The following is a 17,488-nucleotide window of genomic DNA, read 5'->3' on the forward strand; positions in this document are numbered from 1 at the left end:
CACTTTCGGTTCGGGGCGCGCACATGAGCGCCCCAGCCGCAGGCGCGCGTCCCGTGCTGACGCTGCCCGAGGCCGAGGCCGACTGCCTGCGCGCGCATTACAGCGCGGCGGGCGTCATCCTCGAATACGGCAGCGGTGGCTCGACAGTGCTTGCGGGAGAACTGGGAAAGACGGTGCTGTCGGTCGAGAACGATCTTGACTGGGCCGACGCGATGGACGCGTGGTTCGCCCAGAACCCGCCCAAGGGTCAGGTGACCCTGCACCGGGTGGACATCGGCAAGACCGAGAAATGGGGCATGCCTTCGGGCGACGCGGGGTGGCGCAGTTATAACCAGTACCCGGTAAGCGTCTGGGATCGCGACGATTTCAGGCAGCCGGATCTGGTGCTGATCGACGGACGCTTTCGCGCGGCCTGCTTGTTGACGGTGATGATGCGCACGCTGAAAGCGGTGACGGTGCTGTTCGACGACTATGCCGAGCGCACCCGCTATCATGCGGTGGAACGCTGGATCAGGCCGGTCGCGATGCATGGCCGGATGGCCGTGTTCGAAGCGGCGCCCTGGACCCTGCCGCCGCGCGACCTTGCGGCGGTGCTGAAGATATTCAACAGGCCGCTTTAGGCGGCTGGACGGAAACCGGCGACGGGCAGAGCGCTGCCGCGTCGCACACGAACGATACGAGGAAGAAAAATGCTGGAAATCAAAAACCTGCACGTCAAACTTGAGGAAGAGGACAAGCAGATCCTGAAAGGCGTCGACCTGAAAGTCGGCGCGGGCGAGGTCCACGCGATCATGGGCCCGAACGGATCCGGCAAGTCGACCCTGTCCTATGTCCTGTCGGGCCGTGACGGCTATGAAGTGACCGAAGGCAGCGCCACGCTTCTGGACGAGGAACTGCTGGACATGGAGCCCGAAGAGCGCGCCGCCGCGGGCCTGTTCCTTGCGTTCCAGTACCCGGTCGAGATCCCCGGCGTCGGTAACATGACCTTCCTGCGCACCGCCCTGAACGCCCAGCGCAAGGCGCGTGGCGAAGAGGAAATGAGCGCCGCAGACTTCCTGAAGATGATCCGCGAGAAGGCGAAGACGCTGAAGATCGACGGCGACATGCTGAAGCGCCCCGTGAACATGGGCTTCTCGGGCGGCGAGAAAAAGCGCAACGAGATCCTGCAGATGGCGGTTCTGGAACCGAAGATGTGCGTGCTGGACGAAACGGACTCGGGGCTGGACGTCGACGCCATGAAGCTGGTGGCGGACGGCGTGAACGCGCTGCGCGACGCCGGGCGCTCGTTCCTGGTGATCACCCACTACCAGCGTCTGCTGGACCACATCGTGCCCGACGTCGTGCACATCATGGCCGACGGTCGCATCATCAAGACCGGCGACAAGGACCTTGCGCTTGAGGTCGAGAAGAATGGCTATGCCGACATCCTGAACGAGGTGGCGTAATGGCGCTGCCGCAAGTCAAACAGGACGCGACCGACGCGCGGCTGTCCGCGCTGAGCCTGCCCGAAGGCGCTGGCTGGGTCACCGCCGCGCGCGAGGATGCGCTGTCGCGGGTGCAGGCGATGGGCCTGCCGACCCGCCGCGACGAGTATTGGAAATACACCCGCCCCGATCTGCTGACCGCAGCCGAGCCGAAGCCGGCGGCGATCTTCGCGAATGACGAGACGCCGATCTTCAGCGAAATCGACCGCGTGCGGTTGGTGTTCGTCGACGGTGTGTTCGATGCCGCACAATCCGACGATCCGTCGCTGGCCGGGGTCGAGATCGACCGTCTCGCGGATGCGGGCCAGACCGACATCCACTGGGCCAAGGACGTCTATGGCGTGCTGGAAACCCGTGGCCAGTCGCCGGTCGAACGCCCGCTTGCCGCGCTGAACACCGCCTTCGCGACCGATGGCGTGCTGATCCGCGTGACGGGCAAGGCGAAGCTGCCGGTGTCGCTGGTGTACCTGCACCAGAACGAGACCTCGGACGCGATGCTGCACCACTGCATCAAGGTCGAGCCCGGCGCGGAACTTACCGTGCTGGAAAACGGTCCCGCCGCCGCGCGGTTCAACAAGGTGATGGAAGTCGAGGTCGCCGACGGCGCCGCGTTCCACCACGTCCGCGCGCAGGGCCGCGACCACGAGCGTCAGGCTGTCACGCATATCTTTGCCCGGCTGGGTGTGGAAAGCACGTTCAAGTCGTTCACCATGACCTCGAACGGGATCATGACCCGCAACGAGTGCGTGATCGAGCTGACCGGCGACGATGCGATCGCGCATGTCGCGGGTGCCTGCCTTGGCGATGGTGACTTCCACCACGACGACACCGTGTTCATCACCCACGACGCGCAGAACTGCGAGTCGCGGCAGGTGTTCAAGAAGGTGCTGCGCAACGGCGCGACCGGCGTGTTCCAGGGCAAGATCCTGGTCCAGCCCGACGCCCAGAAGACCGACGGCTATCAGATCAGCCAGTCGCTGCTGCTGGACGACGACAGCAACTTCCTCGCCAAGCCGGAACTTGAGATCTACGCCGACGACGTCCAGTGTTCGCACGGGTCGACCTCGGGCGCGATCGACGAGACGGCGCTGTTCTACCTGCGCTCGCGCGGGATCCCGGAACCGCAGGCGCAGGACCTCATGGTGCTGGCGTTCCTCGCCGAGGCGATCGAAGAGATCGACAACAAGGCCATCGCCGAGGACGTGCTTGTCCGCCTGTCGGCTTGGCTGGAGCGGCGGCGCAAGGGCTGATGGCTCTGACGACGGACATCGTCGCGATGTACCGCCGTCCCCGGACGGTGGTGCGTCGGCACATGGCGGCGGGGCAGCGCGAAGACCGCGCGCTGTTCTACCTCATGCTGGCCTGCGCGCTGATCTTCGTGTCGCAATGGCCGCGCCTGTCGCGCGAGGCGTACCTTGACCCAGAAGTGCCGTTGCAGGCGCTGCTGGGCGGTGCGCTGATGGCGTGGATGTTCCTTGCACCGCTGGGACTGTACGCGCTGGCCGCGCTGACGCACCTGGTCGCGAAGATCGTGGGCGGGCAGGGCACGTGGTACAGCGCCCGGCTTGCGCTGTTCTGGTCGCTGCTTGCGGCGGTGCCGCTGTGGCTGCTGACCGGGCTGGTCGCGGGCTTCATTGGGCCGGGACCCGCCCTTAGCCTGACCGGCGGGCTTGCGCTTGCGGTGTTTCTGCTGTTCTGGGGGGTGAGCCTTTGGGAAACGGAACGGACAGCCGAGACCGCATGATGCCTGACTTGAAAACCCTGCTGGGCCAGGTGTGGTCCAGCATCGCCAGGCCGCGCGACGTTGCGCGCTGGGTGATGTCCTTCGACATGCCGCTGCGCCACCGGTGGGAGGTCCTGCTGCTGGTCGTCGTGCTCAGCGTGATCGCGGCGCATGTCAGTATCGTCTACATCGCGCGGGCGCAGGCCTTCGTGATGGGCGAGCTGGTGCTGAACCCGTGGACCACCGGGCTGTTGCAACTGACCGTTCTGGTGGCGGCGGTGTTCGCTGTTCAGGTGATCGGCCGCGCGATGGGCGGGCAGGGCCGCTTGCAGGATGCGATCCTGCTGGTGGCATGGCTTCAGTTCTGCCTGTTGTGCCTTCAGGTTGTTCAAACGCTGTTCCTGATGGTCATGCCGCCCATCGCGGGCCTGATCGGCATCGCCGGCTTCGTGCTGTTCTTCTGGCTGCTGTCGAATTTCGTGGCCGAGATGCACGGGTTCCGGTCGCTTGGCCTTGTGTTCGCGATGATCATCGTGTCGCTGCTGTCGATCATCTTCGCCCTGTCCCTGATCCTGACGCTGCTCGGCTTTGCCGTGCCCGGAGCTTCTTTCGATGTTTGATGTCCAGACCGTCCGCGCCGACTTTCCGATCCTGTCGCGCGAGGTGAACGGCAAGCCGCTGGTTTACCTCGACAACGGCGCCTCAGCTCAGAAGCCGCAGGTGGTGATCGACGCGATCACGCAGGCCTATTCGCAGGAATACGCCAACGTCCATCGCGGCCTGCATTACCTGTCGAACCTTGCGACCGAGAAGTACGAGGCGGTGCGCGGCACCATCGCGAAATTCCTGAACGCGGCCTCGGAAGACGAGATCGTGATGAACTCGGGCACCACCGAGGGGATCAACATGATCGCCTATTCGTGGCTGGGTCCGAAGATCAAGGAAGAGGGCGGCGGCGAGATCGTGCTGTCCGTGATGGAGCATCACGCGAACATCGTGCCGTGGCATTTCCTGCGCGAACGTCATGGCGCCACGCTGAAATGGGTCGACACCGACGCCACCGGCGCGCTGGATACGCAAAAGGTGATCGACGCGATCGGACCCGACACCAAGCTGGTCGCGATCACCCATGTGTCGAACGTGCTGGGCACCGTGGTCGACGTGAAGGCCATCGTCGAGGCGGCGCACGCCAAGGGCGTTCCGGTGCTGGTCGACGGGTCTCAGGCGGCGGTCCACATGCCGGTCGACGTGCAGGACATCGGCTGCGATTTCTACGCCATCACCGGCCACAAGCTGTACGGCCCTTCGGGCTCTGGCGCGATCTATGTCCGTAAGGAACGGCTGGCCGAGATGCGCCCCTTCCTTGGCGGCGGCGACATGATCCGCGAGGTGTCGAAGGACGTCGTCACCTATGCCGACCCGCCGATGAAGTTCGAGGCGGGAACGCCGGGCATCGTGCAGATGATCGGGTTGGGCGTTGCGCTGGACTACATGATGGGGCTGGGGATGCAGAACATCGCCGCCCACGAAGCGCACCTGCGCGACTATGCGGCGCAGAAGCTGGGCGGCCTGAACTGGCTGAACCTGCAGGGCACGACCGCTGACAAGGCGGCGATCTTTTCGTTCACGCTGGACGGGGCGGCGCATGCGCATGACATCTCGACCGTGCTGGACAAGAAGGGCGTCGCGGTGCGCGCCGGGCACCACTGTGCCGGACCGCTGATGGATCATCTTGGGGTGACGGCGACCTGCCGTGCGTCGATGGGGGTGTACAACACCACCGAAGAGATCGACGTGCTGGTCGATGCGCTGGAACTGTGCCACGACCTGTTCGCCTAGGGCGTAGCGGAACACGACCTTCTGGAAGATCGTGTTCGGCAATTTCTTCTAGAAGAAATTGAGCAGGCAGAACTTTCTAGAAAGTTCTGCCACTCCAGTCCCGCTTACGCGGGCTTCTTCGCCGTTGCGAGCATGGTCATCTCGGGGATCATCGTCCCGACCGAGACATCGGCGAACCCGGCCTTTTCCAGCGCCGCGGCAAGACTTCCCGCGTCCAGCGAGGCCGCGTGGGGCGTGAACGCCGTATGCTGCAGTTGCCACAGCGCGGTCAGCGCCGGTCCGCTGCGGTCGGCCTCGACGATGAAATCATGCACCAGCAGCGTCGCGCCGGGCTTCATCACCTTCATCGCCGCCTCGAACATCGGCGCGTGCATTTCCGCCGGGACGCCGGACAGCAGGTAGGACATCAGCACCACGTCCTGATCGCCCGGCCAGTCGAACCCGGTCGCATCCGCTTCGACATAGTCGATCCGGTCGGTCATCCCGGCTTCGGCCAGCTTCTCGCGCCCCACGGCGACGACGTTCGGGAAATCGACGATGGTCGAGGTCAGCTCGGGGAACGCCTTGCAGAAGGTGATCGAGAAGGCACCGGTGCCGCCGCCCACGTCCAGCATACGTTTGGCCCCCGACAGGTCCAGCCGCTTGGTCAGCGCCCGCGCCGGGCCAAGCGACCCCGCGTGCTGGCTGTCGGAATACACCCGCGCCTCTTCCGGGTCAGAGAACCATTCGGCGTAGGATCCGGTCGACCCTTCGGGAAGCTCGTCCTTCAGCGCCGGAACAAGCTGGTCCATCAGCGCGTACATTTGCTTGCCGACCTGAAGCTCCAGATAGTCGCTGAAGTCGTATTTCTGGCCTTTCACCAGAAAGGCGGCGGCGGCGGGGGAGTTTTCATATTTTCCATCGGTCACTCCGACCAGCCCCAGCCCTGCAAGCGACGTCAGCAGGGTGCGGGTGCGTTCGGGGTGGATGCCGGTCTTGTCGCCCAGCTCTTCGGCGGTCATCGGACCTGCCGCGAGCGTGTCGAAAAAACCGAACTCGATGGCCGCGAAGAGCGCCTTCGATCCCATGAATCCGAAAGCAATATCAGAGATTTCATGGGCTTCGGTGGCCAAGGTCATGCCTGTCTCCTGTGTTATGACGCCACGACGTTAACAACCCGTGGCACGGGATGACAGGTTTCGGGGCCCAATACCCATTGCGCAGGTCACAACTGCCCGATATAGGGGCATCCAAGGCACCCGTAGCTCAGCTGGATAGAGCGCTGCCCTCCGAAGGCAGAGGCCATAGGTTCGAATCCTATCGGGTGCGCCATTTTCTTTCCATTCGTCCGAACCGCCTGCGATCCTGCGCAAACGCGGGGCGTTCCTGCGCGTCGCGGTGTTTCGCGGCTGCGGGGGGCAGTTTCGGCGTGACGTCGCGCCGGAACCATGCTCATTTCGGGGCATGATTTCCGATGCAGACCGCGATCTTCTGACCCGCATGTTCGACGCCGCCGTTGCGGCGGCCGATCCGAAACAGGCCATGGCCGATTTCCTGCCCGACAAGCCCCGTGGCCGAACGGTGGTGATCGGGGCGGGCAAGGGTGCGGCGCAGATGGCGGCGGCCTTCGAAGAGCTTTGGGACGGCCCCGTCGATGGCGTGATCGTCACCCGTTACGGCTATGCCGCGCCATGCAAGTCCTTGAAAGTCATGGAAGCCGCGCACCCTGTGCCGGATGATGCCGGGTTGCAGGCGGCGCAGGCGCTGCTGGCGGCCGTCGATGGTCTGACCGAGGACGACCTTGTCGTCGCGCTGGTGTGCGGCGGCGGCTCGGCCCTGCTTCCGGCGCCTCCGGGCGACTTGACGCTAGAGGACGAGGCGGCCCTGAACGAGGTTCTGCTGGCCTCGGGCGCGCCGATCTCGGCGATGAACGCGATCCGCAAGCAGGTCAGCGGCATCAAGGGCGGGCGGCTGGCCGCAGCGGCCTATCCCGCCAAGGTGGTCAGCCTGATCGTGTCGGACGTGCCCGGCGACGACCCGGCGCAGGTCGCGTCGGGGCCGACCGTGCCCTGCGCCCAAGACCGCGCCTCGGCCATGCGGCTGGTGAAATCGCACGGGATTACGCTGCCGCCGCGCGTTGCGGCCTTTCTGGACGCGGCGGACGAGGACGCGCCGAAGCTCGACGACCCGATCTTTGCCCGCAACGAGGTGCACGTCATCGCCTCTGCCGCGCGCTCGCTGGAGGCTGCCGGCGCGGTGGCCGATGCCGAAGGCGTGACCGCCGCGATCCTGTCGGATGCAATCGAGGGCGAATCCCGCGAGGTCGGCAAGCTGATCGCCGCGCTGTCGCGCGAGGTGCGGCTGCGCGACCGGCCTTTCAAACGGCCCGTAGTGCTGTTGTCGGGCGGCGAGACGACGGTGACGCTGGGCGGCGCGAAGGGCGGGCGCGGCGGACGCAACACCGAGTTCCTGCTGTCGTGGCTGCTAGAGGTCGACGGGATTGACGGTTTGGCGGCGCTGGCCGCCGACACCGACGGCATCGACGGGTCCGAAGACAACGCGGGTGCCTTCGCCACCGGCAACACCGCCGCGCGGATGCGGGCGGTGGGCTTTGCCCCGGACGAGGCATTGGCGGCGCATGACGCATGGGGCGCGTTCGATGCGGTGGGAGAGCTGTTCGTTCCGGGTCCGACCGGCACCAACGTGAACGATTTCCGGGCCATCCTGATCCGCTGATGCGGATCTGATTCGGACGCCATATCAATTCGTTGCGCGCCGTTTCAGAGACAGTGCGCGAAGCGGAACCCGGATAGCGTCGTTTTCAAGAACAATACCCGCGCGCCTGACATCGAATGCGGCAAAGGTGTGGCAGGCTCGACGCTGGCGGCGGGGCGTTTAACCAAATCAGTCGTCGCCTGTGCGTCCCGCCCGCCGAAAACTGCTTAACGCAGTTTGGATTTTCCAGAATTTGCAGGCCCCTAGAGACCGTGAATTGTCGCGGGACGGGGTGCCGACGTGGCACGGCGTGCTGCGTTAGAAGCCCACGTGCACAACTCATGCGTGTGAAGGGTTTTGAAAACGAACGAGAATCCGGCCCCGGAATGGCCGCAATCTGCCCCAATCCCGACACATTCATCTTCCGCTGGGCCGGTTTCGCCCGCTAGCTTGGTGTCAGAAGCTTCGACGAAGGGGCGCCGTCCGCATTGCCGGGCAACGGCGCAGAGGGATCCGTACATGACGTTCGACGACGTGAATTTGCCGCGCGCGGCCCGCGAGGACCGTGACACCGACCGCGCCCCGCGTGCGCCGTCGGATCCCGCGCGCCGGGCGGGAATGGACAGCATGTCGGAAACACCGTGCTTCACGCCGGGCACCCTGATCGCGACCATCGCCGGCCCGGTCCCGGTCGAGGATCTGAAGGTCGGCGACCGCGTGATGACCCGCGACAATGGCTTTCAAGAGATCCGCTGGCTTGGTTCGCGCACTCTGGACGCAGACGACATGGCGGCGAAGCCGCACCTGCAGCCGGTGCTGGTCCGCAAGGGCGCGCTTGGCAACGACCTGCCGGCGCGAGACATGCATCTCAGCCCGAACCACCGTCTGCTGGTCGCGTCCGAGGTCACGGCGCTGTATTTCGAGGAACGCGAGGTGCTGTGCGCCGCCAAGCACCTGATCAACAACCGTGGCGTCCATCAGGCGCAGCAGGATCAGGTGACCTACATCCATTTCATGTTCGAACGGCACGAGGTCGTGCTGTCCGACGGTGCGTGGTCGGAAAGCTTCCAGCCGGCGGACACCTCGCTTCGGGGGATCGGCACCGCGCAGCGGCAGGAAATCTTCCAGCTTTTCCCGGAGCTTCGCGGATCGAGCGGGCAGGCGGGGTATCTGGCCGCGCGCCGTGTCCTGACCCCGACAGAGGCGCGCCGCCTGCATTCCTGACCGCGCTTCGCCGGGCCCTAGGACCTAGGCCAGCAGGCTTCTTTCGCCCCTGCACTGGACAGCCCCCGGTCACCGCGCCACATTCACCGGCAGAGCATCAAGGCAAGGGGCACCTATGGCACGGGCGTGGCACCATCTTCCGGTTTCGGCAATCGCGGTTCTGTGGAACCTGCTTCTGTTGGGCGATTTCCTAGGGCTGCTGCTGAAGGCCCCGATCTACATGTCTTGGATGACGCCGGAACAGGCGGCTTGGTACGCGGCGACCCCGTATTGGGTTCTGATTGTCTGGGCCATCGCGGTCGGCACCGGGGTCCTTGCGTCGATCCTGCTGGTGTCGCGCATGGCGACCGGCGCATTCTTTGCGCTGTCCTTCCTGGCGTGGGTCGTTGTGGCGGTGGCGATGGAAGTCCTGCGCGATCCGTCGGTGTCCACGGTCATGGGAGACCGCAGCCTGTGGCTGCTTGGCGCGGCCATCGTGCTGGCCTTCCTGTTCTTCCTGTATGCCCGCGCGATGCACGCGCGCCTGCGTCGACCCTAAGCCTGATCCTGACCCGCTAACGGTTCCGCGCGCGCCACGCGGCCCAGTCCTCGGGCGTGTCGAGGTCTGTCAGGGCGTGGCGGCCGGGCAGGGGCAGGATGTCCTGCGCCTCGCGTTTCAGCACGTCGCGCCCGCCGGTGTCGCCATCCAGCGACCGCAAAGCGGCGAACAGCCTGCGTGGCACCAGCGCGGGCGAGCCCGGCGTGCCGTCGGCCCCGGCGGCGCGCACCACCGTATCGCCGCCCAGCGCGTCGAAGCGGCTGGCCAGCGTCAGCAGGTCGCCTGTTTCAAGATCGGGCATGTCCGCCATGACCATCATCGCACCCAGCGCGCTGTCCGGCAGGGCGCCCAGCCCGGCGGCGATGGATCGTGACATCCCGTCCGATGCGTCAGGCACCGTCACCCGCGTTCCGACCAGCCCGTCAAGTTCGGCCGCGCGTGGCGTGGGCGGCGGCGGCAGCAAGGCGATCACCGGCAGGCCGGTGGCCACCGCACGCCGCGCGCTGCGTTTCAGAAGGGTTTCGTCGCCGATCCGCTCCAGCAGCTTGTCGCGCCCCTTCATCCGAGAGGACGACCCAGCCGCAAACAGCAGGATGGTCAGCGGGATCATCGCTCCGGGATCAATCCGCGCGGGCTGAACCGCAGGACCAGCACAAGGATCAGCCCCATGATGAACAGCCGCATGTGGGCCGCCGAATCCAGCAGGTGCGATTTCAGCCAGCTGCCGTCGGCCATCCCGGCGGTAACGAATTCCATCAGCTCGCGGCCACGGGGTTCGACCTCGACCCACAGGTACCAGACAAGGAAGCCGCCCAGCACCGAGCCAAAGTTGTTGCCGGACCCGCCGACGATCACCATCACCCAGACAAGGAAGGTGAACCGCAGCGGCTGGTAGGTGCCGGGGGTCAGCTGTCCGTCCAGCGTGGTCATCATCGCGCCCGCGATGCCGCAGACGGCGGACCCGAGGATGAAGATCTGCAGGTGCCGCTTGGTGACGTCTTTCCCCATCGCCTCGGCGGCGGTCTCGTTGTCTCGGATCGCCCGCATCATCCGGCCCCACGGCGAATTCAGCGCCTTCTGCGACAGCCACAGCAGGATCGCCAGCACCACCACGAACAGCCCGGCATAGGCCAGCTTCACGGTGATCGACGACGCCGCCACCGGGTCGAAGCCCCACGCGGTCATCCGTGCGACGAAGCCTTCCGAGTTCTGCAGGTCGACCTCGTAGGGGACCGGGCGCGGCAGGCCGATGACGTTCTTCACGCCCCGGCCCAGCCAGTCCTCGTTCTTCAGGACCGCGATGATGATCTCGGCGATGCCCAGCGTCGCGATGGCAAGATAATCCGACCGCAGGCCAAGGGCCGTCTTGCCGATCGCCCAAGCGGCACCGGCGGCCAGCAGGCCACCCACGGGCCACGCCACCAGCACCGGCAGGCCCAGCCCGCCCAGATAGCCTGTGGCGGCGGGATTGATCGCCTCGACTGCCGAAACGGCGGGATCGAACACGGCGCGGAAAACGAAGAACCCGACCACAAGGATCGCCGCCACGGCCAGCGCGCGGGCGCGGCCCTTGGCCATGCGCTTCCACGACAGGATGGCCGCCGCGACGGTGGCCGCACCCAGCGCCAGCCCGGCCAGCAGGCGCAGGCCACCGGCCGACCATGCCTCGGCCACCGGGGGCATTCCGACCAGCACGGCGGCCAGCCCTCCCAGCGCGACGAAGCCCATGACGCCGATGTTGAACAGTCCGGCATAGCCCCACTGCATGTTCACGCCCAGCGCCATGATGGCGCTGATCAGCCCCATGTTCACGATGCCAAGCGCAACGTTCCAGCTGCGCTCGAAGCCGGACAGAAGGATCAGCCCGAAGACAAGGGCGAACAGAAGCACGGCGCGCGTGTTCGGGGTCATACCGATTTCCCCTTGAAGATGCCGGTGGGACGGAACAGCAGCACGATAACGAGGATCACGAAGCTGACCGCGAACTTGTAGTCGGTCGACAGCAACTGAACCAGCCCGTCGGGCGACCAGTCACCGGGCCAGGCATAGGTGATCACCTTCTTCCATGCGTAGGTGATCATCACCTCGGAGAACGCGATGACGAACCCGCCGACGATGGCCCCCAAGGGCGAGCCGAGCCCGCCGACGATGGCCGAGGCGAAGATCGGCAGCAGAAGCTGGAAGTAGGTGAACGGCTTGAAGGTCTTGTCCAGCCCGTACAGCACGCCCGCCACCGTCGCCAGCGCCGCCACGATGATCCACGTGATCGCGACCACGCGCTCGGGGTTGATGCCGGACAGCAGGGCCAGATCCTCGTTGTCGGAATAGGCGCGCATCGATTTGCCGGTGCGGGTGTGGTTCAGGAACCAGAACAGCAGCGCACAGACGATCACCGCCGTGACGATCGTCAGGCCCTGACTTGTGCGAAACACCAGCCCCTCGTCCAGCCCGGTCATCTCGCGGAAGGTCCGGGCGCTGATGATGAACCGTGCGCCGTCGTCGAACCGCTGATCGTCGGGGCCAATGATGAAGCGGACCAGCCCGTTCATCATGAACATGACGCCCATCGACACGATCACCAGCACCACCGGCTTGGCGCGTTGTTCGCGGTAGAAGGCATAGACGATACGGTCGGTTCCCAGCAGCAACAGCGCGGTCACCGCGATCCCGAACGGCAGCGCCAGAAGCGCGGTCGGAATAGGCCCCAGCGAGACGCCCAGCCCCTGCAACACCCACGTCAGCAGGATCGTCACCATCGCCCCGAAGGCCATCGTGTCGCCGTGGGCGAAGTTCGAGAACCGCAGGATGCCGTAGATCAGGGTCACGCCCAAGGCGCCCAGCGCCAACTGCGCCCCGTAGGCGGTCGCCGGGATGATCACGAAGTTGGTCAGCGCGACAAGCGCGTTCAGCAGATCCATGTCAGCGGGCTCTTTGCACCAGTCTCATGTCAGTCTCCCTGCAAGCCCGAAACGCGGCGGCTTCGCCACCCCCCAAGCCCCAAAATGCGCCCCGCGTTGCGACCGCGCCGCACTGGCGTCCTACTGGCGTCCTGCACCGGGCGCCCCGCAACGGGCCTCCGCGCGCCGTTCCAGCCAGTGTCAGCCGCCAGCGGCGCCACGTCCAGCGAAATGGCGTCCCGGACGCTCACGCGGCCTCGCTTTCTTCGAACGGGCCGCATTGCCCGGCGCCGGTGTCGATGGCAGGGTTGGAGATCAGCCGCGCGCTGAGGCGATAGTCGAAGCTGCCGTCGGGGTGCAGGGTCCAGACGTGGAAGGTCTCGACCCCGTCGGCATCGGTGCCCGCAGACAGCGACATCTGCCGTGTGCCGTCATCGGATAGCGCGACGCTGACCTGCGGCATTCCTTCGTCGCCGTCGAACCCAAGATAGGTGCGCCCGTAGTCGCCGTTGCGCAGGATGCGGAAGGCGGGCAGGGGCGTCGTGTCGCAATCTCCGGCGCGGCAATACGCGGTCCAGTCGCACCGCGCCACCAAGGCCACGCGGGGCGCATCGGGCCCATCGGGCGGGCTTCGCAACAGCACGGCGGCGAACACCAGCACGATCGCGCCGACAAGGGCAATCCCCGCCAGCTTCATCCAAGCCCGTCGCAGGTTAGAAACAGCGCGTCGGGCGTGTCCGACTGCCGCACCAGCAGGGCGCTTTGGCCGCCCATCGGCACCAGCACCTTGTCGTCCCAAACGAACGGGCCCTGTACGCCGTCCTGCCGGGCCTCGAAGGTTTCGCCGTCCATCACCACCTCGAACGTGCGCAGGCTGCCGTCCTGCGACACGGGCGCGACGGTAAACTCCAGCGCGGTGGCGTCGGCCGCGCAGGCGCCCGCGGCGTCGCACAGGGTGGCGGCGGTGCAGGAAACCTCGAAGACGGACCCCTCGGCCTGGGCCGCGGCGGGCAGGGCCGCAGCACACAGCATCGACAGGACGGCGCCCGAACGGGTGCGGGTTGGACGTGACATGGAATACTCCCGGATTATGGCCTAGCCGCCAAGGAAGCTGCGCCGGACCTCTGGGTCGTTCAGCAGCGCCTCGCCGGTGTCGGTAAAGCGGTTGGCGCCCTGCACCAGCACATAGCCCTTGTCGGCGATCTCCAGCGCCTGTCGGGCGTTCTGTTCCACCATCAGGATGGAAATGCCGGTGCGCGCCACCTCGATGATGCGGTCGAACAGTTCGTCCATCACGATGGGAGAGACGCCAGCCGTCGGTTCGTCCAGCATCAGCACCTTGGGCCGGGTCATCAGCGCACGGCCCACGGCGACCTGCTGGCGCTGGCCACCGGACAGTTCGCCCGCGTTCTGGCGGCGTTTGTCCTTCAGGATCGGGAACAGGTCATAGACCTGATCCATCGTCTCGCGGATATCGTCGCGGCGCAGGAACGCACCCATCTCGAGGTTTTCCTCGACCGACAGCGAGGTGAAAACATTGTTGGTCTGCGGCACGAAGCCCATGCCCTTGGCGACCCGGGCCTGCGGCGTCAGGGTGGCGATGCTTTCGCCGTCCAGCCGCACATCGCCGCCGCGCAGGTCCAGCATCCCGAACACGGCCTTCATGGCGGTGGACTTGCCCGCGCCGTTGGGACCGACGATCACCGCGATCTCGCCCTTGTCCACGGCGATGGTGCAATCGTGCAGAATGTCCGCCCCGCCGCCGTACCCGCCGGTCATGGCATCGCCGATCAGGAACGGTTCTCCGGCGGCGCCGGGTTTGGCGTGGCCCGAGTATTCACCCGGCTTCATGTCGCCTTGCGGAGCCGGGTTGGTGATGGACCTGTCCCGGTTGCCGCGGTCATCCTGCCACGTATTCTGGTTCACAATCCGGTCTCCACGATCGACTTCAGCGCCTGTTCGTGCCGCAAGGCGTGGTCCTGTGTCAATCGCTCTGCCTGCGCGACGGTGCGGACCGACACGATCGTGCCGCCCAGCGCATGAAGCGACACCATCTCGACCAGGCCGTTGTCCGGCTGTCGTGTTGCGCGGGAAAATGCGGGGAACCCGTCGACAAGGGCGAAGCGCCCCAGTTCCTCGGACCCGTCGGCGGGCGGGGCCATGTCGTCGATCAGGCCGGCAAGATCCGCCGGGCCAAGCGTGGCGGTATTTTCGGGCGTGTCGGGGACTTTGGCGACGACCAGATCAAGATCGGCGGTTTCCCAGATCAGCTTGCGTGGTCCTTCGGGGTGCATCGGGGTCAGGTCGGCCCAAACGGTCCCGTCGGGGCAGAACGCGACCCCGCCGACGATGTCCGTGCATTCGGCGGCGGCCACGGGTGCGGCCGCAAGCGCCAGAAAAGCGGTTCCGAAAAGGTTAAAGAAGCGGTGCGTCCGCCGTGATGCGGAAGCTGCCGAGGAAGTCCTTGTGCAGGTTGCGCGCATTGCCATCCCCGATGCCGTTTGCAGTGATCGTGATGAACTGTATCAGCAAATCGCCGCGAACGAGATAGGAATGCAGCAGGTTGAGCGGTTTCGTCCGCCCGGGAATGGAATAGGACAGGTTCCCGGCGATCTCGCCATCGACCTTGCCGCCGTCAAGGCTGTCGACGGTGAACCGCCCGTCCTCGTCGCCCTGCTTGATCACAAGGTCGGTCAGGATCGCGTTCTCGATCTGCTCGCGCGAGACTTGGCCGGGCGTGACCTTCTCGACGATGACCTTGCCGAAGCTTTCACCCGAGTTGCGGAACATCGCCACGCCCTCGGCCTTTCCGGCCTCCATCGGCGACCAGACCTGTTCGCCGCCGCAGAAGGTCAGTTTCGAATGCACCTGCGCGCAGTCGTCATCGCCCGCCAGCGCCGGACCGGTGAGTGCAAAAAGACATAGCGCCGCGGCGCGGATCGTCGTGAAAGTCATGCGTGCCCCTTTTCCTTGCCTGTCACGGCGACGCGGGGGCCGCCGTCTTGTTCTTAAGCCCGGTGCCAAGGTACGCCTCGATCACCTGCTCGTTTGCTTTGATCTCTTCGATCTTGCCTTCGGCCAGTACCCGGCCCTCGGCCATCACGATCACCGGGTCGCAAAGCCGCCCGATGAAGTCCATGTCGTGCTCGATCATGCAGAACGTGTAGCCACGCTCTTTGTTGAGCCGCAGGATCGCGTCACCGATTGTGTTCAGAAGGGTCCGGTTCACGCCGGCGCCGACTTCGTCGAGAAACACGATCCGTGCGTCCACCATCATGGTTCTGCCCAGCTCTAGCAACTTTTTCTGTCCGCCGGACAGGTTGCCTGCCTTCTCGTCCGCAAGGTGGTCTATGGTAAGAAATTCAAGGACTTCGTCGGCTTTCTTGGCAAGCTCACGCTCTTCCTGCGCCACCGCGCCGCGGTTGAACCATGCGTTCCAAAGCGTCTCGCCTGCTTGATTTCCGGGCACCATCATAAGATTTTCGCGCACCGTCATGGACGAAAACTCGTGCGCGATCTGGAATGTGCGCAGCAGGCCCTTGGCGAACAGGTCGTGCGGCGGAAGGCCGGTGATGTCCTCGCCGCCCATCAGGACGCGGCCTGACGTCGGTTCAAGGACGCCCGCGATCACGTTGAAAAGGGTGGTCTTTCCGGCGCCGTTGGGTCCAACGAGTCCGGTGATGGAGCCCTCGCGAATCTCAAGTGAGGCTCCGTCGACGGCATGGAAGCCCCCGAAATGCTTGTGCAGGTCTTCGACGACGATCATGCGGTCTGTCCCGTGGATGCGCGGCCCGGACAGGTCCGGACCGCGCCAGTCAAATCAGCGGAATTCGACGGTGGAATAGGCGCTGCCTTCGATCACGTACTCGCGGTACGTGCCGGCGGCTTCGCCCGGTCCGATCAGCTCGACGTTGGTCGCGCCGACATAGTCGATGTCGCCACCCTCGGCGAGGATCTCCAGCGCCTTGCCCAGCTCGCCTGGCAGGATCGGCTCGCCCGGTGCGTTCGCCACGTCGAGAATGTTGGCGGCGGCGGCGGCGCTGGTGGCCTCGCCCCCGGCAGCCATCGCCAGCGCCAGAAGGGCGGCGGCGTCATAGCTTTCGCGGGTGAACGAGCTTTCGCCGTTGATGCCGGCGGCCTCGGTGATCGACACGAAGGCCTCGGTGCCTTCGCCCTCGGACCACGGCACGGCGCCGAACGAGCCTTCCATCATGTCGCCCAAGTCGGCGAGAAGCGCATCGGCATACATGCCGTCGCCCATCATGAAGGTATCGAAGGCGCCGGTGTCGACGGCGGACTGGATGATGCCTTTGCCGCCCTGATCGGCATAGCCCAGCACCACCAGCAGGTCACCGCCGGCAGAGGCCAGCGTGCCGACTTCAGCCGAGTAGTCGGCCTTGCCGTCTTCGTGCGGGACGTTGGCGGTGACGCTGCCGCCGCCAGCCTCGAAGGCCGCGATGAAGCTGTCCGACAGGCCCTTGCCGTAGTCGTTGTTGGTATAGGTCACGGCGACCGAAGTGATGCCCTTGGACGCCAGAATGTCGGCCAGAACCTCTCCCTGACGTGCGTCGGACGGGGCGGTGCGGAAGAACAGGTCGTTGTCTTCGGCAGTCGACAGGGCGGGCGAGGTTGCCGATGGCGACACCATCGGGATGCCGTTCGGCACCGCCACGTTGGCCAGCACCGCGCCGGTCACGCCGGAACAGTCGGCGCCCATGATGCCGACGACGCCTTCCGAGGTCACCAGACGCTCGGCGGCGGCGGTCGCGGCGGCGCTGTCGATGCAGGTCGAGTCGGCGCGCACCGGCTCAAGCATCACGCCATCGAGGATGCCGCCCGCATCGTTGATTTCGGTCAGCGCAAGCTCGGCGCTGTCGGCCATTTGCGGGGTCAGCGATTCAATCGGACCCGTGAAGCCCAGGATGATGCCGATCTTGACCGGCCCGTCCTGCGCCTGCGCTCCTCCCGCCGACATCGCCGCGATCGCGGCCGAGGCCATAAGCAGCTTTTTCATGTAACTCTCCCTGTGAGCATACGTCTTGTGGCGGGCAGCGTAGGACGGCGCCGCGCAAAAGAAAAGGGGACCCGC

General features: G+C 65.7%; 20 protein-coding genes and 1 tRNA gene. 10 read left to right on the forward strand and 11 right to left on the reverse strand.

The features are described from left to right. Nucleotides 1–23 precede the first annotated feature (23 nt). From P1K30_RS02535 to P1K30_RS02560, 6 genes are all read left to right on the forward strand, one after another. Entirely contained in the window at nucleotides 24–620 is a 597-nt protein-coding gene (locus P1K30_RS02535; RefSeq protein WP_275631096.1) for a hypothetical protein, read from the forward strand. A 69-nt stretch (nucleotides 621–689) separates the two neighbouring features. After that, nucleotides 690–1,445: a Fe-S cluster assembly ATPase SufC gene (sufC, locus tag P1K30_RS02540; RefSeq protein WP_275631097.1), complete on the forward strand. Its 756-nt coding sequence runs from the start codon at nucleotides 690–692 to the stop codon at nucleotides 1,443–1,445. Then, the gene (gene sufD, locus P1K30_RS02545) at nucleotides 1,445–2,734 is read left to right on the forward strand and encodes a Fe-S cluster assembly protein SufD (RefSeq protein ID WP_275631098.1); all 1,290 of its coding nucleotides are present in this window, start codon (nucleotides 1,445–1,447) and stop codon (nucleotides 2,732–2,734) included. Before sufC ends, sufD begins: the two co-directional genes overlap by 1 nt. After that, nucleotides 2,734–3,228, forward strand: coding sequence for a YIP1 family protein (locus P1K30_RS02550; RefSeq protein ID WP_275631099.1), 495 nt, complete (start codon nucleotides 2,734–2,736; stop codon nucleotides 3,226–3,228). The genes sufD and P1K30_RS02550 overlap by 1 nt, the downstream gene beginning before the upstream one ends. Beyond that, complete coding sequence (locus tag P1K30_RS02555) at nucleotides 3,228–3,827, forward strand: YIP1 family protein (protein ID WP_275631100.1); 600 nt, start codon at nucleotides 3,228–3,230, stop codon at nucleotides 3,825–3,827. The genes P1K30_RS02550 and P1K30_RS02555 overlap by 1 nt, the downstream gene beginning before the upstream one ends. Continuing rightward, nucleotides 3,820–5,046: a cysteine desulfurase gene (locus tag P1K30_RS02560; RefSeq protein ID WP_275631101.1), complete on the forward strand. Its 1,227-nt coding sequence runs from the start codon at nucleotides 3,820–3,822 to the stop codon at nucleotides 5,044–5,046. The genes P1K30_RS02555 and P1K30_RS02560 overlap by 8 nt, the downstream gene beginning before the upstream one ends. Nucleotides 5,047–5,150: 104 nt before the next feature. On the opposite strand, the gene P1K30_RS02565 is transcribed toward P1K30_RS02560, so the two are convergent. Then, a complete protein-coding gene (locus P1K30_RS02565) occupies nucleotides 5,151–6,164 on the reverse strand; it encodes a methyltransferase (RefSeq protein WP_275631102.1) in 1,014 nt (337 codons plus the stop codon). Between the two features lie 116 nt (nucleotides 6,165–6,280). On the opposite strand from P1K30_RS02565, the gene P1K30_RS02570 reads away from it, so the two are divergent. The 4 genes from P1K30_RS02570 (at nucleotide 6,281) to P1K30_RS02585 (ending at nucleotide 9,502) form a co-directional block, all read left to right on the forward strand. After that, a tRNA-Arg gene (locus P1K30_RS02570) sits at nucleotides 6,281–6,357 on the forward strand. A 132-nt stretch (nucleotides 6,358–6,489) separates the two neighbouring features. Next, nucleotides 6,490–7,761, forward strand: coding sequence for a glycerate kinase type-2 family protein (locus P1K30_RS02575; RefSeq protein WP_275631103.1), 1,272 nt, complete (start codon nucleotides 6,490–6,492; stop codon nucleotides 7,759–7,761). Nucleotides 7,762–8,259: 498 nt separating this feature from the next. Continuing rightward, nucleotides 8,260–8,964, forward strand: a complete 705-nt coding sequence (locus P1K30_RS02580; protein ID WP_338052342.1) for a Hint domain-containing protein — start codon at nucleotides 8,260–8,262, stop codon at nucleotides 8,962–8,964. Nucleotides 8,965–9,079: 115 nt separating this feature from the next. Beyond that, the gene (locus P1K30_RS02585) at nucleotides 9,080–9,502 is read left to right on the forward strand and encodes a hypothetical protein (RefSeq protein WP_275631104.1); all 423 of its coding nucleotides are present in this window, start codon (nucleotides 9,080–9,082) and stop codon (nucleotides 9,500–9,502) included. 16 nt (nucleotides 9,503–9,518) lie between these two features. Here the strand turns inward: P1K30_RS02585 and P1K30_RS02590 are convergent, their stop codons facing one another. The 10 genes from P1K30_RS02590 to P1K30_RS02635 form a co-directional block, all read right to left on the reverse strand. Further along, complete coding sequence (locus P1K30_RS02590) at nucleotides 9,519–10,112, reverse strand: nucleotidyltransferase family protein (RefSeq protein ID WP_275631105.1); 594 nt, start codon at nucleotides 10,110–10,112, stop codon at nucleotides 9,519–9,521. Continuing rightward, on the reverse strand, nucleotides 10,109–11,413 hold the full coding sequence (locus tag P1K30_RS02595) for a branched-chain amino acid ABC transporter permease (RefSeq protein WP_275631106.1): 1,305 nt from the start codon (nucleotides 11,411–11,413) through the stop codon (nucleotides 10,109–10,111). The genes P1K30_RS02590 and P1K30_RS02595 overlap by 4 nt, the downstream gene beginning before the upstream one ends. Then, entirely contained in the window at nucleotides 11,410–12,420 is a 1,011-nt protein-coding gene (locus P1K30_RS02600) for a branched-chain amino acid ABC transporter permease (protein WP_275631107.1), read from the reverse strand. The genes P1K30_RS02595 and P1K30_RS02600 overlap by 4 nt, the downstream gene beginning before the upstream one ends. 226 nt (nucleotides 12,421–12,646) lie before the next feature. Then, nucleotides 12,647–13,096 carry a hypothetical protein gene (locus tag P1K30_RS02605; protein ID WP_275631108.1) on the reverse strand — a complete coding sequence of 150 codons (450 nt, stop codon included), beginning with the start codon at nucleotides 13,094–13,096 and terminating at the stop codon, nucleotides 12,647–12,649. Next, nucleotides 13,093–13,473 carry a hypothetical protein gene (locus P1K30_RS02610; protein WP_275631109.1) on the reverse strand — a complete coding sequence of 127 codons (381 nt, stop codon included), beginning with the start codon at nucleotides 13,471–13,473 and terminating at the stop codon, nucleotides 13,093–13,095. The genes P1K30_RS02605 and P1K30_RS02610 overlap by 4 nt, the downstream gene beginning before the upstream one ends. 21 nt (nucleotides 13,474–13,494) lie before the next feature. Further along, complete coding sequence (locus P1K30_RS02615) at nucleotides 13,495–14,325, reverse strand: ABC transporter ATP-binding protein (protein ID WP_275631110.1); 831 nt, start codon at nucleotides 14,323–14,325, stop codon at nucleotides 13,495–13,497. Further along, nucleotides 14,322–14,774: a hypothetical protein gene (locus tag P1K30_RS02620; protein WP_275631111.1), complete on the reverse strand. Its 453-nt coding sequence runs from the start codon at nucleotides 14,772–14,774 to the stop codon at nucleotides 14,322–14,324. Before P1K30_RS02620 ends, P1K30_RS02615 begins: the two co-directional genes overlap by 4 nt. Before the next feature lie 40 nt (nucleotides 14,775–14,814). After that, entirely contained in the window at nucleotides 14,815–15,354 is a 540-nt protein-coding gene (locus P1K30_RS02625; protein ID WP_275631112.1) for a hypothetical protein, read from the reverse strand. A 22-nt stretch (nucleotides 15,355–15,376) separates the two neighbouring features. Continuing rightward, nucleotides 15,377–16,165, reverse strand: coding sequence for an ABC transporter ATP-binding protein (locus P1K30_RS02630; RefSeq protein ID WP_275631113.1), 789 nt, complete (start codon nucleotides 16,163–16,165; stop codon nucleotides 15,377–15,379). 54 nt (nucleotides 16,166–16,219) lie between these two features. After that, nucleotides 16,220–17,413, reverse strand: coding sequence for an ABC transporter substrate-binding protein (locus P1K30_RS02635; protein ID WP_275631114.1), 1,194 nt, complete (start codon nucleotides 17,411–17,413; stop codon nucleotides 16,220–16,222). Nucleotides 17,414–17,488 lie beyond the last annotated feature (75 nt).

It is taken from the genome of Psychromarinibacter halotolerans (assembly GCF_029168315.1).
GTDB classification, from domain to species: domain Bacteria; phylum Pseudomonadota; class Alphaproteobacteria; order Rhodobacterales; family Rhodobacteraceae; genus Psychromarinibacter; species Psychromarinibacter halotolerans.

Bases quoted from the DNA above. Each gene is read 5' to 3' on its own strand.
- P1K30_RS02575 (WP_275631103.1), top strand. From the start codon at position 6,490: ATGATTTCCGATGCAGACCGCGATCTTCTGACCCGCATGTTCGACGCC.
- P1K30_RS02635 (WP_275631114.1), bottom strand. From the start codon at position 17,413: ATGAAAAAGCTGCTTATGGCCTCGGCCGCGATCGCGGCGATGTCGGCG.
- P1K30_RS02550 (WP_275631099.1), top strand. From the start codon at position 2,734: ATGGCTCTGACGACGGACATCGTCGCGATGTACCGCCGTCCCCGGACG.
- P1K30_RS02590 (WP_275631105.1), bottom strand. From the start codon at position 10,112: ATGATCCCGCTGACCATCCTGCTGTTTGCGGCTGGGTCGTCCTCTCGG.
- P1K30_RS02610 (WP_275631109.1), bottom strand. From the start codon at position 13,473: ATGTCACGTCCAACCCGCACCCGTTCGGGCGCCGTCCTGTCGATGCTG.
- P1K30_RS02600 (WP_275631107.1), bottom strand. From the start codon at position 12,420: ATGGATCTGCTGAACGCGCTTGTCGCGCTGACCAACTTCGTGATCATC.
- sufC (WP_275631097.1), top strand. From the start codon at position 690: ATGCTGGAAATCAAAAACCTGCACGTCAAACTTGAGGAAGAGGACAAG.
- sufD (WP_275631098.1), top strand. From the start codon at position 1,445: ATGGCGCTGCCGCAAGTCAAACAGGACGCGACCGACGCGCGGCTGTCC.
- P1K30_RS02535 (WP_275631096.1), top strand. From the start codon at position 24: ATGAGCGCCCCAGCCGCAGGCGCGCGTCCCGTGCTGACGCTGCCCGAG.
- P1K30_RS02580 (WP_338052342.1), top strand. From the start codon at position 8,260: ATGACGTTCGACGACGTGAATTTGCCGCGCGCGGCCCGCGAGGACCGT.
- P1K30_RS02585 (WP_275631104.1), top strand. From the start codon at position 9,080: ATGGCACGGGCGTGGCACCATCTTCCGGTTTCGGCAATCGCGGTTCTG.
- P1K30_RS02565 (WP_275631102.1), bottom strand. From the start codon at position 6,164: ATGACCTTGGCCACCGAAGCCCATGAAATCTCTGATATTGCTTTCGGA.
- P1K30_RS02605 (WP_275631108.1), bottom strand. From the start codon at position 13,096: ATGAAGCTGGCGGGGATTGCCCTTGTCGGCGCGATCGTGCTGGTGTTC.
- P1K30_RS02560 (WP_275631101.1), top strand. From the start codon at position 3,820: ATGTTTGATGTCCAGACCGTCCGCGCCGACTTTCCGATCCTGTCGCGC.
- P1K30_RS02555 (WP_275631100.1), top strand. From the start codon at position 3,228: ATGCCTGACTTGAAAACCCTGCTGGGCCAGGTGTGGTCCAGCATCGCC.
- P1K30_RS02630 (WP_275631113.1), bottom strand. From the start codon at position 16,165: ATGATCGTCGTCGAAGACCTGCACAAGCATTTCGGGGGCTTCCATGCC.
- P1K30_RS02595 (WP_275631106.1), bottom strand. From the start codon at position 11,413: ATGACCCCGAACACGCGCGCCGTGCTTCTGTTCGCCCTTGTCTTCGGG.
- P1K30_RS02625 (WP_275631112.1), bottom strand. From the start codon at position 15,354: ATGACTTTCACGACGATCCGCGCCGCGGCGCTATGTCTTTTTGCACTC.